Source organism: Gordonia sp. CPCC 205333 (assembly GCF_048537885.1).
Taxonomy (GTDB): domain Bacteria; phylum Actinomycetota; class Actinomycetes; order Mycobacteriales; family Mycobacteriaceae; genus Gordonia.
Genome location: NZ_JBCLVI010000002.1, coordinates 728,412 through 743,596, shown reverse-complemented (window position 1 = coordinate 743,596; position 15,185 = coordinate 728,412). Strand labels below are relative to the sequence as shown.

The following is a 15,185-nucleotide window of genomic DNA, read 5'->3' as shown; positions in this document are numbered from 1 at the left end:
GGTGAAAGCCGATTCGGACTCGATAATCGCGCCGCCGGTGGCGGGCATTCAGGGAGGCACCGTGGACGCCAACGCGGCTCCATCGGCCGGACCATTGCGTCCCATCGAGTACGCCACGATCGCGATCTTTACCGGACTCGCGGTCGCCGTCGTGGTGATCGCGGCGGTGATCCCCCTTGCTGGTGCTGCCCGCTTGTTGGCGCCGGTGCCGATGGCGTTGATCGCAGCCCGGACCCGTCCGCGCGCGCTTGTCGCGGCCACGGTCACCGGCGCGGCATGTGCATTCGCTCTCGCCGGCACCGGCGCGGCCGTCTCCATCGTCGGCTCGGCCGTGATCGGCGGGATCGTCGGCGAGATCAAGCGGCGGGGCAGGGGGCTCGGGACGCTGACGGTAGTGACGTTTCTCGCTTCGCCGTTCCTCGCGGCGGCCCCGGTCGCACTTCTGTTCATCCTGGTACCCCTGCGCACGTTGGTGCTGAAGACCTTTGAGAACACGGCCAGGGGAATCGCCAAACAACTGGACAGCTTCGAGAGTGTGTCACGGTGGATCAACGGTTTCGCCGACGCGGTGATCGACTACTGGTGGTTGTGGATGTGGGTGACCGGCGTGCTTGGCGCTGTCGTCGCACTCTACGTCGCGTGGTGGGTGCTGGGGGCTGTAGTCGACCGAGTCGCCGACATCCCGAGCGAAGACACCCTCGACAACGACGGTGGACTGAACTTGGACGGGGTTCAGAACGGGCCCAGTGGCCCGCTCCCGCTGACATTGGCCGGGGTTGGCTTCCGCTATCCCGGTGCGCGCAAATCGACACTGAGCGGCATCCACATGTCGATTGGCCACGGTGAATTTGTCGCCGTCGTCGGCCCGAATGGGTCCGGTAAGTCGACGTTGGCGAAACTGCTGGCGGGTCGGTTGCCAACGGAAGGGACGATCCAGCGGCCGGGACAGGCCGCGTTGGGCCGCCCTGGCGGTACCGCGATGGTGTTGCAGCGCCCCGAGACACAGATGCTCGGCTCACGTGTCGCCGACGATGTGGTCTGGGGTTTGCCGCCCGATTGGGCTACCGAGGTCGACGTGGAGGCGATTCTCGCCGCGGTGGGTCTGACCGGACTCGGCGGTCGCGAGACGCTGGATCTGTCCGGCGGCCAGCAACAGCGCCTGGCGATCGCCGCGGCGTTGGCTCGTCATCCCGCGCTGCTTATCGCAGATGAGGTGACGTCGATGGTCGATCCGGCGGGGCGCGACGAGTTGATCGCACTACTCCGCTCGTTGCCCCAGCGCTTCGGAATCTCAGTCGTTCTCATCACTCACCGGCTGGCCGAAGCCGCGGTCGCCGACCGAGTGATTCACCTGCGGGAGGGCTCGATCGTGACGCAGGAGCCGGATTGGGAAGTGGCACTCGATAGTTCGTCGGTTCCCAGTGCTCCTCGTCGCCGCTCATTGCGTAAGGAAGGGGGCCGCGCGCTGACCTTGAACCACGCTGCGCACACCTACCTGCAGGGTTCCCCCTGGGAGGTGGCCGCATTGCATGATGTCTCGTTGCGGGTGAATCCCGGTGACGGCGTACTGATTGTCGGCGGCAATGGATCTGGCAAGACCACGCTGGCCTGGCTACTGGCCGGCCTGATCGAACCTACAAGTGGCACTTGCGAGCTCGGCTCTCGGCCGACGTCGCGGCAGGTGGGCAAGGTCGCGCTGGCCTTCCAGCACGCACGTCTACAAATTCAGCAGGCCAACGTCGCCGACGAGATCATGGCGGTCGGCGGTCGCGAGATCGGCACGCGTGAGGTTGGCGAGGTACTTGAGTTGGTTGGTCTGCCAAGAGTTTTGGCTGCCCGTCCGACCGACTCGCTCAGTGGCGGGCAGTTGCGGCGGGTAGTACTCGCGGCATTGATCGCATCCGATCCCGATTTGCTGGTGCTCGACGAGCCGCTAGCTGGTCTGGATCCGTCCGCGCGCCGCGAGGTGATTGGGCTGCTGTCGCGATTGCGCTCTGCTGGAATGACTTTGATCATTATTTCGCATGATTTCGAGGCTCTTGAAGAGGTGTGCAACCAGCGCGTCGAACTGGTCGATGGACGATTAGGTGCGGAACTTACGGGGGATGTCCGATGACCATGCGAACCGTGCCGTTGCGGCAAGTGCCGGGCGACTCGATAATCCACCGCCTGTGGGCCGGGACCAAGCTGGGCATCGTGGCGATACTCGGCATCATGACGTGGGTGTTGCCGTCGTGGCCCGCCCTGGGATTTGTCGCCGGCGTCGTGGTCGTCACTGCGATTGTCGCGGGAATTCCGTTGGGCGCCATACCTCGTCCACCCTGGTGGATCTGGGCGCTGGTGGTGGTGGGGACCGCGCTCTCATCCTCCGTCAACGGTCTCGACGGTGCCTTGGTGTTCTTACGCGCGACGGTGCTTGCGCTGGTCGTCGTAGCGATGTCGGTGATGGTGATCTGGACGACGCAGATGGCAGATATCGCACCGGCATTGGCGTCGTTGATGCGACCGCTGCGCTGGTTGCGGCTACCAGTCGATGAATGGGCAGTGGCAATCGCCTTGTGTCTGCGGGGAATGCCGATGTTGATTGATGAGCTGCGTATCCTTCGGGCGGCCTATCGATTGCGGCCGGTTACAAAATCCGCTGGGGCGGTGTCACATCCGTCGGCGCAGATGGCGGTCTTCGATATGGTCACCGCAGCGATGTCAAATGCCTTGCGGCGCAGCGCGGAAATGGCCGAGGCGATCACCGCCCGCGGCGGGACGGGTAGCCTCGTGGCGTATCAGTCAGGCCCGCACCGCCGCGATGCGGTGGCTCTGGCGGTGGTCGTAATCGCTTGTGCCGCTGTCATTCTGGCGTCTTTCCTGTGACCGGCGCGCAAAATACTTCGCGGCGACGATGGCAGTGACCAGCATGACGATAAGCCTGATCACCTGGGCGGTGGTCACGAGCGGTCCGGCACCTGCACTCTGGGCAACGGCGAGGGCCGCGTAGATGCCGCCGGGTGTTGTGGCCAGGTAGGCGTCGCTGAACGGCACCGTCATCACCGCCGATACGGCGTAAGCCATGCCAAGGCAGCCGACAATCATCAGCGTGATTGTGCCGAGGGTGACGGGTAGCAGTCGTGCGAACGCCCGGATGCTCGTGCGAGAGAACGAACCGCCTGCCTGCCAACCGATTACGACGTAGGACAGTGCGGTGATCAGATCGGTTGGAATGGGCATCCAGTCGGGCGAGGCGAACACTCCGAGCAGCAAAGTAGTGATAAGCGGAGCCAGCAGGAATGGTGCGGGAAGGTGAAGGAGCTTTCCCGCGTAGCCGACTCCGAAAACCAGGCAGGCGAGGATTACCGCGGTGGCGGGTGTGAGAGCACCGTCGGCAAGCGATGCGGAGCCCTCATGTCCTCCGGCGATGATCAACAGGGCGGGCAGCGTGAGGGTGACGATGACCAGGCGTAAGTACTGGGACATGGCGACATAGCGGTGATCGACATCCAGCTCCGGAGCCATCGTGGCGATGCCGCTGGCCCCGCCCGCGAGCGTGGACAGGATCGATGTCGCCGGGTCAAGTCGCTTCGCATAGTGAAACAGCACGTAGGCACTGAGTAGGCAAAGTGCCAGTGTCACAAGGGAAGTCACTAGCGAGACACCAAGGTTTCGGGTGAGTTCCCGACCAGAGATCAAGGCGAGTGGTGCCGCCGCAAGCACACCGATTACCCCCTGCGCAGGCCGTAGGAGGTGACGATGAACAGTGAGCTCCTGCCCTGAGGTGAGCGCCGTCGCGGCAGCCACCACCAGACCCGCGATCAGCCACGGTGCCGGTGAGCCGATCGTCGCCAGGAGTTCGCCAACGATCACGGTGCCCGCGAGGCATACCGCCCACTGGAGCGCGATGCGGATTCTCTCCGGGCAACGCGCCGGTGTCGATCTCAACACGCCACCCCGTGCAGGGTGGCGAAGACCTGCCCGTCGAAAAGTTTTCGGGTCGTTCGGCCGACCGTCACGTTTGTCGCAATGCCGGCTCCGGTAATCCCCAATTCGATTGTGCCCGAGGGATGAGCGACGGTGAACTTGCCGGAGTCGGTCCGCACCTCGCGAGCCTGGGATGCGACAACCGTTCCCGGAGTTCGCGCAGCGATGGCCAGGCACACCCCGCCCGACACCGCGTGTGCCGGGTGGCAGGTATCGGGCACGAAGTAGCGAGAGGTGATATCTGCGGCGGCACCACCGTCGGAAACCAGCATCACCTTCGGAAGCACCGAATCTCTGACGTCACCCATCCCCATCAGATCCGCGGCCTTTGCCCGGATGCTGGAAATGCGTTGAAGGAGTATGGAGTTCGCGTTGATCTCTGACTGAGTCTCGTCACCGCGGATCCCGACGTCGGCTGCCCGGATGATGACCGCACATACTCCGGCATCGACGGCGCTGAATTCCGTGCCGTCCACGAAGTCGCTGGGACTGCCGGTTGGCAGGAGCCGGCCGGTGCTGCCGCCGACGAAGTCGCCAAACGACACCTGCACCGGCGTCGCGGGGAGTGCGCCGGGTTCGTCGATGTCATATCGGACGCTGCCGTCGGGGGTTGGCACGGTGCAGACGGCGCGTGCGTCGGTGTTGACCAATCGGACCCGCACATCTGTCTGTTCCGGGCCTGCGTCGACCATTCCTCGTTCGATCGCGAACGGCGCGATACCGGCCAGGACGTTGCCGCAGGTCGGCCGCCAGTCGACTTTGCCGGAGACAGGATTTACCTGTGCGAATAGATAGTCGATGTCTACGCCGGAGTGTTCGGACCGGCTCACGATCGCGACTTTGCTGGTAGTCGACGAGCCGCCGCCGAGGCCGTCGACTTGGTCGCGCCCGGGCGACCCCATCAACGCAGGCAGAAGTCTGTCCAGGTCAGCCCCGGTCGCGGTCAGTTCCGACTTGACGAAGTACATGCCACGTGAGGTGCCGCCGCGCATCATCATGGCTGGAATTGAGATAAGCATCAGCAACGGTCCGTCCGATTCGAGGGCATGAGACTGATTTCAACCAGTAGTTGAATTCAATAGTGACGCTATTCACTGGAACCGCTGCGGTCAACGTGACTTGTCGCACAATGATCCCAGGTTAACAGGCTATTTCGACTCGGTTTCGGGTTGCTGAACGCGTGTACGCGGGGGCATACTGATCAACATGGACGAGGGAAACCCTCCGCGCGCGACCCAAATTTTCGCCGACCGGTTGAATTCGTTGATTCGCATGAAGGCTATCAACGGCGGCGGCGTGACCAATGAGCAGATCGCCACGGAACTGAAAGCGGACAATCCGCAACTCAAGGTCAGCGGCGCATATCTGTCGGCGCTACGCACCGGCAAGCGCAGTCGGCCGTCAACTGAGCTGCAGATTGCCCTCGCACGCTATTTCAATGTCTCGATCACTGAATTGATGGATATCGACGGTCCGCCAGCCCTCGACGCCGATCAACTGAACGAGCTCGGGGTTCGTTCGATCGCGATGCGAGCTGTTGGACTCGACAGCGATAGTCTTTCGACAGTCGCCGCGGTACTGGACCACGTGCGGCGGCTTCAGGGCTTGCCGGAGGTCGATGATCAACTGAACCGCCCATCGGGCGGTCGGGATATCAGCGCCGACGGCTGACTATGGGCCGCCGAATCCAGCGCAGCGACGGTGATCTGTATCAGCGCTGCCGTCAACAGCTCATCGACGCCGGCATCTGGCGGTGCCGAAGTGTCGACGAGATCTGCGCGAGGGTCGGGGAACTCATCGGCAGGCAGGTGGTCTTGTCGCCGATGCCGCTGCGACACCGGTCCCTGCACGGCCTATTGGTGCGTACCGAGTCGGTCGACTACATCGTCTACGAATCAGAGACATCGCAGTTTCACCGCGACCACATCGCATTGCATGAGCTGAGCCATCAGATTTGCGGTCATCGCGGCCAGATTGTGCCAGGGGATCGGGTCCGTGTTCTCGGCCGTATTTCCGATCACGATGCCGGGACCGATGCCGACGAACAGGAAGCTGAAGTTATGGCTTCGCTTCTCGGAATGTTCATCTCCGGTTCGGCGCGAACCGGACCGGTGGTCGTCGAACCGGATCAAAAGCTGACCCAGGTCATGCGTTCGTTCGGTCTGCTGGATAGCTGACCGCCGTGCAGACCGACGTCGCGCTCGGATTTTTGTTGCCCGCCGTCGTGTGCTGGCTGTGCTCGCTGTATTGCCTTGCGTGGCAACGTGACAGAGTGTGGGACCCGGCGATCTCGGCGATCTTGGCGGCGTTCGTCGTACGTGGGATCGCATCGCTCATGGGCGCTCCGCACATTTACCACGCACTGAACGCCTATTCGGGAACACCCAATCTGGCGCGACTGCTGATCAATGCGTCGATGATCGTGTGGAGTGTGCTGATCCTTACGGCGGTCGCCTACTGGAGCCTCAAGCGCGACCGTGCCCGGCTATTCGTTCGGATCTGCTGGGTTGTCGTCGCCGTGGTGATCGCTGCCAGTGCGGTTCTGTGGTCGACGATTTCGGTGCCAGAGACGGCGCGCGGATTCTCCGACGAATATGCCCACACCAATAGCGCGGTTGCCGGTCTGATGCTTATCTACCACCTCGTGGTTTCCGCGGCATTGATCGCTATCACGTTGTGCTGCATCCGATTCGCGTATCTGGCGAAGCAAGCGGTCTTCCGAGCGGCGATGGTCACCACCGCGTTGGGCGCGGTCTGCTATCTCTGTTTCGCCGTACATCGGATCCTCGTGATTCTCAGTCACCCGATAGGTCGGCGGCTGGTCGATCCGTGGCCAACGGCCACCCCGTTGATGACAGGGGTCGGAACTGTCGGAATGATGATCGGACTCACAATGCCGATGTGGGTTCCCGAGCTCAGTCGAGCGCGAAAACGGTTGCATACCAACAACCTTCACCGGGTACTGGAACCGCTGTGGACTGATTTGCGTCCGTTTGTGTCGACGGTGCCGACGCCGGATGCCGAGTCGAATGATCCCGAGTATCGCCTATATCGACGAATGGTGGACATCCGGGACGCGCTGCTGGCTCTGTCGTACAGGTTTCCAGTCGACGGGGATGACAGCGAGCGGGGAAGCGCCCGGGTGGCGCAACAGATTCGTCACGCGCTCGACTCGCCCGACGTCGACGCGTCTACAAAACCTGACCGCAGCAGCCTGATCGTCGCCGATCGTGCGACCGAGGAGCGGTGGCTTACCGAGGTCGCGGTGGAATATCGACGCGGCCGGGAAAGACAAAACCGCCCTCCGCGTCGAATGCGGAGGGCGGCTGTCAGAACAGATCAGGCTGGAACGATGAGTCCCGAACCCTGAGTACGCGCGCGGTCGAAGCGAGCGGCGGCGTCGGCCCAGTTGACGACATTCCACCAAGCCTTGACGTAGTCCGGCTTCACGTTCTGGTAATCGAGGTAGAAGGCGTGCTCCCACATATCGAGTACCGCGACCGGAATGAGTGCGGCTGAGGTGTTGCCGCTCTGGTCGGTGAGCTGTTCGATCACCAGACGCTTACCGATGGTGTCGTAGCCGAGGATCGCCCAGCCCGAACCCTGCAGCGTGGTGGCCGCAGCGGTGAAATGCGCCTGGAACTTCTCGAAACTGCCGAAGTCCTCGTCGATTGCGGCCGCGAGGTCGCCGTCGGGACGATCGGCACCGTCCGGGGTGAGGTTCTTCCAGAAAATCGAGTGGTTGGTGTGACCACCTAGATGGAAGGACAGGTTGGCGGAGAGGCCGTAGACCTTGCCTGCGATCGTTCCATCTTCGCGTGCCGCGGCGAGGTTCTCCAGCGCGGTGTTGGCGCCCTTGACGTAGGTCGCGTGGTGCTTGCTGTGGTGCAGTTCCATGATGCGGCCGGAGATGTGAGGCTCCAGGGCGCCGTAGTCGTAGTCCAGCTCTGGCAGGGTGTATTCAGCCACGATGATCCTCTCGATAGGACAAACTTCTTCGGTTGAGACAGCCATGACCACCCTTGTCGAGGGCGATGGCAAACGCAACAGGGCAGGTTCTGCGTTGCAGATCCTGATAAGCGCGCTGTGTCCTATAACACCGTGTCAGATGCGCAAAATTCCGGCGACACCGAGGTCGGTGCGTAACGGCAACCCGAGTTTGCTAAAGCACCACAACCACGATGAGGGCACCGATGATGGCGAGAATACTTAGCCCGCTCGCGATACAGGAACTGCGGATACGACTACCGGCGAACGCATTCGACGCGGACTCGGCGGCGGCGGAACGGACGCGGACGGTCGTTGTCATCTTCGCTCTCCCATAAGTCGCGACACGAGTGAAAATCCTCACATGGCCGAGTGTGACGGTCATCATAGGCATGTCAACCGCGGAGGCTCAAATCGGGCCACGGCGACCAGCGATCAGTACGATGGACTCATGTCGTGGTTCGACCAGCTCATCTCCGCAAATTCGCATAAGCAGACCTTGGTCGCGCAGCAGGCCGCACTACCTGGGCGTGCCACCGCGGTGCCTGTCGCGAAGACCAATGTGGTGCTCGGGCATCCGATGCAACCGCAGGCGCCGGACTCCGACGATCCGTGGGGGCAGGGCCGACAGGCGGTGGTTCTGGGCGGTGGGTGTTTCTGGGGCGTCGAGGAGATCTACTGGCAGGTGCCCGGCGTCTACACGACCGCGGTCGGCTACGCGGGCGGCTATACCCCCAACGCTTCATACGAAGAGGTATGCACCGCGCAGACCGGACATACCGAAGCGGTGCTCGTGGTTTTCGATCCGAAGGTTATCGATCTCGACGGCATTCTCAAGATCTTCTGGGAAAGCCACGACCCCACGCAGGATATGCGACAGGGGAACGACGTCGGCACCCAATACCGCTCAGCGATCTACACCGTCTCCGACGACGACGCGCGGGTAGCGCAGGCGTCGGCCGACCGGTTCGCGCCGGTGATCGCGCAGGCCGGACTCGATCCGATCGCGACCGAGATCAAACCGTTGGCGGCAGCGGGTGACGGTCACTTTTACTACGCCGAGGACTATCACCAGCAGTATTTGGCCAAGAATCCGAATGGATATCGGTGTCACTCGGCCACTGGTCTGAAGTATCCGGCCTAGAGCACCAACCTCCGACGCAGTCATGGTAGAAACCTTTGCGCCAGAACAGATCTCATTGGGTCAATGGAATCGCACATTGTTGCATCGCCAACATCTGCTGACCCGTATCGATGACGATGCCATTGAGGTGATCGACCGCTGCGTCGGCCTGCAATCACAGGATCCGCGGGCCGCGCATTACGGACTCGCCTCTCGCATCGTCGATTACGATCCAGCCGATCTCGACGAACTCCTCACCTCGCGTGAGGTGGTGAGAATGGTGTCGCTGCGCAGTACGGTCTTTTTGACTGATGCGCAGGACGCTCGATGGATACGAGAACTCGCACAACCTCGGGTCAGCACGGAGATCGCCAAGGCGCACGTTCCGCGGCTGACCGCCGCCGATCCAACCGATATCGCCGAACAGGCCCGCGAAGAACTTGCCGGGCAAGAGCTTTCGGTTCGCGAACTTGGGGTCCGGCTCCAGCGCCGCTGGCCTGACGAACCGGCGTCGACGCTATCCGGCGTGGCACGCTGCGCGTTGAAACTTGTGCAGATACCTCCGCGCGGGCTGTGGGCGTCGGGTGGTGGCGGCACGTTGCGCTACAGCCTGTTCGACGACTGGGTCGGTCCGGGTGAGCCCGCGCTGACCGGCGACGAGGCGATCCGGGATTTGATCCGCTTGTATCTTCGCGGGTTCGGTCCGGCGACCGTTAAGGGAGTGCAGACCTGGGCGGCGATGACTGGCCTCAAACCCCATATGGAGGCGATGCTCGCGGACTGGGAATTGATTGCCTACGTCGGACCGAACGGTGAGAAGCTCTACGACCTTGATGGCCTCGATATTGCCGATGCGGACCAGCCGGCCCCCGCGCGGCTAGTGGCGCCATTCGACAACGTTATTGCGGTACAAGCCGATAGGGCCCGTATCGCCGACCCGGAGCTCTACCGCAAGACGATCACGCCCAATGGGCGATCACCCGGCTTCGTGTTGGTCGATGGAAGGCTGGCCGGTAGCTGGACGGTGGTAGACGGGACTGACGTGCGGGTCGAGTACTTCACCGAAGTCATGCCGGCCGCACGCCGTGAGGTCGATACCGAAGTCGACCTCCTTGAGGCGCTGCTGAATTCGTGAATCTACCGTCCGCTACGGGGGTTGCGGTTGGTGATCCGGTACGGCCGACCCACGGGGTCGGCCATCAACACACTCGTAGTCGCGTCCGCGACCACCGTCGCGCCCCAATCTTCGTGCCGCGCAACCTCATCGGGGACAGACGTGGCGGCAAGGGATACCTGTGCGCCGACGCTGTCGTCGGCGACAGGAGTGAGTACCACCGATATCGGCAGCGGTTCGGTGCGGATAAACCTGGCCGACGCCGGAGCGTCAGACCGAGGTGGGGACTTTTCGATCCGCCAGCCGGTGACCGTCGACCAGAACGTACGCTCCGCTTCGAAATGCTTATGCGGCACGGTGATCAGGACTTCATCGATGATCGAAATCGACGCACCCGGCCAGCGGATCGGCCGGGACCGGGTTGCCTCGCCCTGCCATTCGTTGAGGCAGAACGGTAATCCGGCAGGTGAACGCAGGACCGCGAACGTCGGATCGTTCTGGGCGACGATCTGCGCTCCAGCGGCGGCGCATTCGGCGATTCCGTCGCGGTGGTCGACCAGGTGAAGATCGAGGTGGAGTCCGCCGGGGCCGTCATCGATACGCTGCACGCGTAAATGAGGATCGCCGTTGAATGGCTCGAGCGAAGCGAACTCCTTGTGTTCGCCGCGTGGCGGCGACACGGTCGATCCGGCGATGGCGCGCCAAAACGTCACCTCGTCACCGAATTGCGGTGCGGGGAAGTCGAAGTAGGCCGAAAGCCAGCGGATCTGCATCGATGTGCAGTGTAATCCGATCGGGCGAGGTGATCGGCTGGATCCGAACCCGGCCGTCACGTCAGTAAACTGAGCTGATGACTGGTAAAGCCGTGAAGAAGGCGTTTCATGCGTGGACATCGTCGCGTGCCGACCGGATTGCTGTGGTCCGGCTCGACGGACATATCGGCTCGGGTGTCGGTGGTCGATCGGGACTGACGGGTGAAGGTGTGGAGAACGTCCTGCGTCGGGCGTTCGACGTCGAGCATCTCAAGGCCGTCGTGGTGACAATCAATTCTCCGGGTGGTTCACCCGCACAGTCGGAGTACATCGCCGAACGTATCCGGCAGCTGTCGTCGGAGAAGGGTGTGCGGGTCCTGGCGTTCTGTGAAGATCTCGCCGCGTCGGGCGGCTATTGGATTGCCTGTGCCGCCGACGAGATCTATGCCGCTCGCACCTCAATGGTCGGTTCGATCGGCGTGGTGTCCTCGGGGTTCGGGCTCTCCTCGGTTCTCGATCGAGTCGGTGTGGAACGCAGGCTATACACCAGCGGTGACAACAAGGCGCGACTCGACACTTTCTCGCCGGCAAAAGAAGAAGACGTTGAATGGCTCAAACTCTTGCAGGAGCAACTGCATGATGCATTCATCGCCTGGGTACGCCAGCGTCGTGGTGCCAAACTGAAGGGGACCGACGCCGAACTTTTCAACGGGGACGTTTGGGTGGGTAAGCGAGCTGTGGATATGGGATTGGTTGACGGTCTGGGAGTGATGCGTTCGGTGATCGCCGAACGCTATCCCGATGCGGAGATCACGACCATCGAATCGCCTAAACCCCTGCTCGCTCGCCTGACCGGTGGACAGGTGCGGTCATCCACCTCGGCCGCAGTCGTCCGGGGGGTCGTCGATGCTGTGGAGAAACGCGCCGACTGGGCACGTTTGGGACTTTGATCCCTACTTAGTCCACAAGTTATCCACAGGAGCCTGTTGAATAAATCTGACCTGTGCGCTGGCGGCACAATTGCAGTCTGGTGAAGAACATCTGCCCCCGAAGGCCCAGACCAGTGATCATTATCACAAATGAGGATATTGCTATGTGGCGACCATCACAGCGAGTGAGAACTCATCCTTCGGTTGAGTGTCCTACTGACCGGTAATGCACAGACGCCCAAAACCGCATGTGGATATCCATATGTAGGTCGTCATAGTCGACATGGCCGGGCGTGCGCGAATGTCAAGACGAGAGATTGTGCCACCATGGAACCGACGCCCAGACGATGCGAGGAGTGGGTGAGCGCCAATGCCAATTGAGCAAGTGTCGGTGACCGACCTGCCCGATGACTTGACCGAGGACGAACAGTGACCCAGTCGCCATCCTCCGGGCTCCTCGACTTCTGCCCGCGCTGTCGTATTCAGGCGCCGCATCGACCCGGACGCGATACCTGCCCGCGGTGCGACGGTCCGCTGTCGGTCATCGCGCCGGGGTCAGCAGCCAATCGTGCGCCCCAGCCGACGCCGATGCGTGCCCGCCAGGCGCAACGGCCCAGCCCGAAGCCGGCCAGGCAGCGCGTGTTCCGAAACCCCAATATGCGCTGGACGGCTCAGCGTCCGCCGCAGGCGCGCCCGGCGCCCCGACGGGCGCCGAGTGTCGACGGTCCGGGGCGTAGTCCCATTCCGCGCTATGCCTATATCCCGCGATGGGGATTGCCCAACCTGGACCCGGAATGGCGGTCAAGCGTCGAGGACGCGCGAGTCAACTCCGATCGCCAATTGACGCAGGCCCTCACCCTTACCTCGGTTGTGTTCACCCTCACCGCACTCATCCATCTGGTGCGGTATGTGTTGGTGTCGGTGAACCGGAGCGTCGTCATCCCCTCTTGGGTGGATCGAGTGACAGCGTTGCTCGTAATTTTTGCCGGCGCATGTGCGGCTCTAGCCGTACTACTTGCGATCATCGCGGTCGCGCAATGGCTGAAAAATCTACGCGCGGATGTCTATCGCGGAATCGGTCGGCTCGATCCGCGGCCGTGGTGGCAACTCTGGCCCCTCGTCGTTGTGCCGATAGTCAATCTGATCGGTCCAGCCTGGTTGCTGTACGAGGTTGCCGACATTGATGTCGACGCCGAGACGTTCGCCCGACGCCAGCGTCGAATGACACGCATCCTGGTGGCCTGGGTGATCGTGAATATCCTTGCGGCCGTAGCGATCACGTACCAGTTTGTAGCGGACTCGATTCAGAATCAGGCCGACGGACTGTTCTTCGTGGTGGTCAGCGCCGCGGTCTCCGCGGCGTTCAGTTGGTGGTACCGGTTGCGATTGCCCGGAGTATTCGATGCTCCGGTAACTACTGTCGCCGAAACGAAGACCAGGTGGGTGATCGCGGGATGACCGTCGGCGAGCGGATCTCACGGTCGGGGAAGCCCGCGGTTGTCGCCCATCGTGGTGCCTCAGGGGAACGGGCGGAGCACACCCTGGCCGCCTACGAACTTGCGTTGGAGCAGGGTGCCGACGGGCTCGAATGCGATGTGCGTCTGACCGCAGACCACAAATTGGTCTGTATTCACGATCGAACGGTGGAGCGAACCTCGAACGGTGCCGGGGCAGTCAGCGAAATGACGCTGGCGCAGTTGCAGGAGCTGGACTTCGGGTCGTGGCACAGTGGCCAGCCTGCGAAAGTGCTGACTCTGGAAGAGCTTTTGACGCTCACCCTCGACTGGCGACGTCCGGTGCGACTGTTCATCGAGACCAAACATCCGGTTCGCTACGGATCTCTGGTGGAGACCCTGCTCCTCGAAGAGCTGCAGCGCTTCGCCGTCGCATCACCACCGTCAGCCGATCACAGTCGGGCAGTGGTCATCTCGTTCTCCTCGGCCGGAGTATGGCGAATCCGCCGCAATGCGCCGCTCCTACCGACAATTTTGCTTGGCGACACCGCGCGGGTTCTCGGTGGCAGCGCTGCCACCGCCGTCGGGGCAACCGGCATCGGGCCGTCGGTGCAGACATTGCGGATGCATCCCGAATTGGTCGACCGGGCCGCGGCGTCGGGGCGCGTCACCTACTGCTGGACTGTCGATGAACATGTCGACATGCAGCTGTGCGCCGATCTTGGGGTGCGCTGGCTGGCGACGAACTACCCCGCTCGGGCTCGCGACTGGCTGGTGACCGTCGACTGAGGTGCCTTCTGTCATGCGGTTGTGCCATGAGAAGGTGTAACGATGGCCAAGAAGAGCAAACGCGGCAGCGGACCACGTCCGGGAAGTAACCGGGCCGAGCGAGTCGCGGCGCGCAAGGCACGCCAGCTATCGGCCGTCGCACTCCCCCCGCGTCCATTCGCCGGATTCGCCGCCGAGTGTGACCTGGTCGCGTTGCGTGCCTTCGTAGCCTCGGCGACCGCGGAACTCGACCTGACGGCGGACCCGACGAACCGCGTCACCCTCGCCACCATCCTTCCCGGTGCCGTGCCTGCGATCGTCCGTGCGATCGACGCCGCGTCCGACGCGGACGGTCGCACCGTCGAGGGTTTGGTCGCGATGCAGACCACCAGTGAACTCGACATCGCCGATGCCGCAACCAATCTCGCCAACTCCATCGGGTGGGCCGGGGAGGCGGAAGTCGGTGACGAATACGAGCTGTCGGATGCCGATGGGGTGCTCACCGATGTGCTTAAGGCCGACGAGCCGCTGAAGATCGTTGTGCACGATGACTTTTCATGGTGGTTCGCCGGCGAATCGACAGTGCCGCCGGAGATTGCGCAGATGCTCGCGCGAGCAAACGAGACCATCATGCCGACCGCACGTCTTACCCCGAGTAGCGGCATCGGCGCGCCGTGGTGGGTCGATGCCGGCGATCGCGCACATCTGCGCTGGGTACGACCAGAGAACGAAGACGAACTGATGAGCGCGCTGGCCAGGCTGCACGCCGCAGGGCAACTGACCCTTGGCGAGGGGTCGCGTTTCGCCGGCTCCTTCCGTACCCACGGACTGCTGGTGCCGGTCTTCGATCTGGACAACGAGAAGCATCACGAAGAGTGGTACGACGGTGTCAATCAATTCGACGAACGGTTGGTCGAGGCATTGGCGAATACCGCCGAGTTGACCGGCGAAGAGCGCCGGTCCCGTGACGGAATTCGCGGGCGTCAGATCACGCTGCGCTGACAGCGGGCACGTCCCAGTACGAGGATGTTTCGGAGTCGTCGCCGTCGGGCACCCAGGCGGTACTTGCCGTCGATCCTGGGAGCAGTT

General features: G+C 62.7%; 16 protein-coding genes. 11 read left to right on the top strand and 5 right to left on the bottom strand.

Annotation, left to right across the window (positions count from 1 at the left end; translation table 11 throughout):
- Positions 1-61: 61 nt before the first annotated feature.
- The gene (locus tag AAFP29_RS09150) at positions 62-2,116 is read left to right on the top strand and encodes an ABC transporter ATP-binding protein (RefSeq protein WP_419217257.1); all 2,055 of its coding nucleotides are present in this window, start codon (positions 62-64) and stop codon (positions 2,114-2,116) included.
- On the top strand, positions 2,113-2,868 hold the full coding sequence (locus AAFP29_RS09145; RefSeq protein WP_419217019.1) for an energy-coupling factor transporter transmembrane component T family protein: 756 nt from the start codon (positions 2,113-2,115) through the stop codon (positions 2,866-2,868). The genes AAFP29_RS09150 and AAFP29_RS09145 overlap by 4 nt, the downstream gene beginning before the upstream one ends.
- Here the strand turns inward: AAFP29_RS09145 and AAFP29_RS09140 are convergent.
- Entirely contained in the window at positions 2,785-3,933 is a 1,149-nt protein-coding gene (locus tag AAFP29_RS09140) for an AbrB family transcriptional regulator (RefSeq protein WP_419217018.1), read from the bottom strand. The genes AAFP29_RS09145 and AAFP29_RS09140 overlap by 84 nt on opposite strands.
- Entirely contained in the window at positions 3,927-4,988 is a 1,062-nt protein-coding gene (locus AAFP29_RS09135; protein WP_419217017.1) for a PrpF domain-containing protein, read from the bottom strand. Before AAFP29_RS09135 ends, AAFP29_RS09140 begins: the two co-directional genes overlap by 7 nt.
- A gap of 187 nt (positions 4,989-5,175) precedes the next feature.
- Between AAFP29_RS09135 and AAFP29_RS09130 the strand changes: the two genes are divergently transcribed.
- The 3 genes from AAFP29_RS09130 to AAFP29_RS09120 are packed head-to-tail and all read left to right on the top strand — an operon-like array spanning position 5,176 to position 7,339.
- Complete coding sequence (locus AAFP29_RS09130) at positions 5,176-5,640, top strand: XRE family transcriptional regulator (RefSeq protein WP_419217016.1); 465 nt, start codon at positions 5,176-5,178, stop codon at positions 5,638-5,640.
- A 2-nt stretch (positions 5,641-5,642) separates the two neighbouring features.
- Complete coding sequence (locus AAFP29_RS09125) at positions 5,643-6,146, top strand: hypothetical protein (protein ID WP_419217015.1); 504 nt, start codon at positions 5,643-5,645, stop codon at positions 6,144-6,146.
- A 5-nt stretch (positions 6,147-6,151) separates the two neighbouring features.
- Entirely contained in the window at positions 6,152-7,339 is a 1,188-nt protein-coding gene (locus AAFP29_RS09120) for an MAB_1171c family putative transporter (protein WP_419217014.1), read from the top strand.
- Here the strand turns inward: AAFP29_RS09120 and AAFP29_RS09115 are convergent.
- Positions 7,309-7,938: a superoxide dismutase gene (locus tag AAFP29_RS09115; RefSeq protein ID WP_419217013.1), complete on the bottom strand. Its 630-nt coding sequence runs from the start codon at positions 7,936-7,938 to the stop codon at positions 7,309-7,311. The two genes, AAFP29_RS09120 and AAFP29_RS09115, sit on opposite strands and share 31 nt — an antisense overlap.
- Positions 7,939-8,131: 193 nt before the next feature.
- Complete coding sequence (locus tag AAFP29_RS09110) at positions 8,132-8,278, bottom strand: hypothetical protein (protein WP_419217012.1); 147 nt, start codon at positions 8,276-8,278, stop codon at positions 8,132-8,134.
- A 129-nt stretch (positions 8,279-8,407) separates the two neighbouring features.
- On the opposite strand from AAFP29_RS09110, the gene msrA reads away from it, so the two are divergent.
- Both msrA and AAFP29_RS09100 read left to right on the top strand, forming a co-directional pair.
- Complete coding sequence (gene msrA / locus AAFP29_RS09105) at positions 8,408-9,100, top strand: peptide-methionine (S)-S-oxide reductase MsrA (RefSeq protein WP_419217011.1); 693 nt, start codon at positions 8,408-8,410, stop codon at positions 9,098-9,100.
- Positions 9,101-9,122: 22 nt separating this feature from the next.
- Positions 9,123-10,214 carry a winged helix DNA-binding domain-containing protein gene (locus AAFP29_RS09100; protein ID WP_419217010.1) on the top strand — a complete coding sequence of 364 codons (1,092 nt, stop codon included), beginning with the start codon at positions 9,123-9,125 and terminating at the stop codon, positions 10,212-10,214.
- A 2-nt stretch (positions 10,215-10,216) separates the two neighbouring features.
- Here AAFP29_RS09100 and AAFP29_RS09095 read toward each other — a convergent pair whose 3' ends face one another.
- Complete coding sequence (locus AAFP29_RS09095; protein WP_419217009.1) at positions 10,217-10,966, bottom strand: VOC family protein; 750 nt, start codon at positions 10,964-10,966, stop codon at positions 10,217-10,219.
- Between the two features lie 77 nt (positions 10,967-11,043).
- On the opposite strand from AAFP29_RS09095, the gene AAFP29_RS09090 reads away from it, so the two are divergent.
- The 4 genes from AAFP29_RS09090 to AAFP29_RS09075 all read left to right on the top strand — a co-directional run bounded on the left by AAFP29_RS09090 (position 11,044) and on the right by AAFP29_RS09075 (position 15,098).
- Complete coding sequence (locus AAFP29_RS09090; RefSeq protein WP_419217008.1) at positions 11,044-11,895, top strand: S49 family peptidase; 852 nt, start codon at positions 11,044-11,046, stop codon at positions 11,893-11,895.
- A 408-nt stretch (positions 11,896-12,303) separates the two neighbouring features.
- Positions 12,304-13,332 carry a DUF4328 domain-containing protein gene (locus AAFP29_RS09085; RefSeq protein WP_419217007.1) on the top strand — a complete coding sequence of 343 codons (1,029 nt, stop codon included), beginning with the start codon at positions 12,304-12,306 and terminating at the stop codon, positions 13,330-13,332.
- Positions 13,329-14,117, top strand: coding sequence for a glycerophosphodiester phosphodiesterase family protein (locus tag AAFP29_RS09080; protein WP_419217256.1), 789 nt, complete (start codon positions 13,329-13,331; stop codon positions 14,115-14,117). Before AAFP29_RS09085 ends, AAFP29_RS09080 begins: the two co-directional genes overlap by 4 nt.
- Before the next feature lie 42 nt (positions 14,118-14,159).
- Positions 14,160-15,098, top strand: coding sequence for a DUF5926 family protein (locus AAFP29_RS09075; protein ID WP_419217006.1), 939 nt, complete (start codon positions 14,160-14,162; stop codon positions 15,096-15,098).
- The last annotated feature ends 87 nt before the right edge of the window (positions 15,099-15,185 follow it).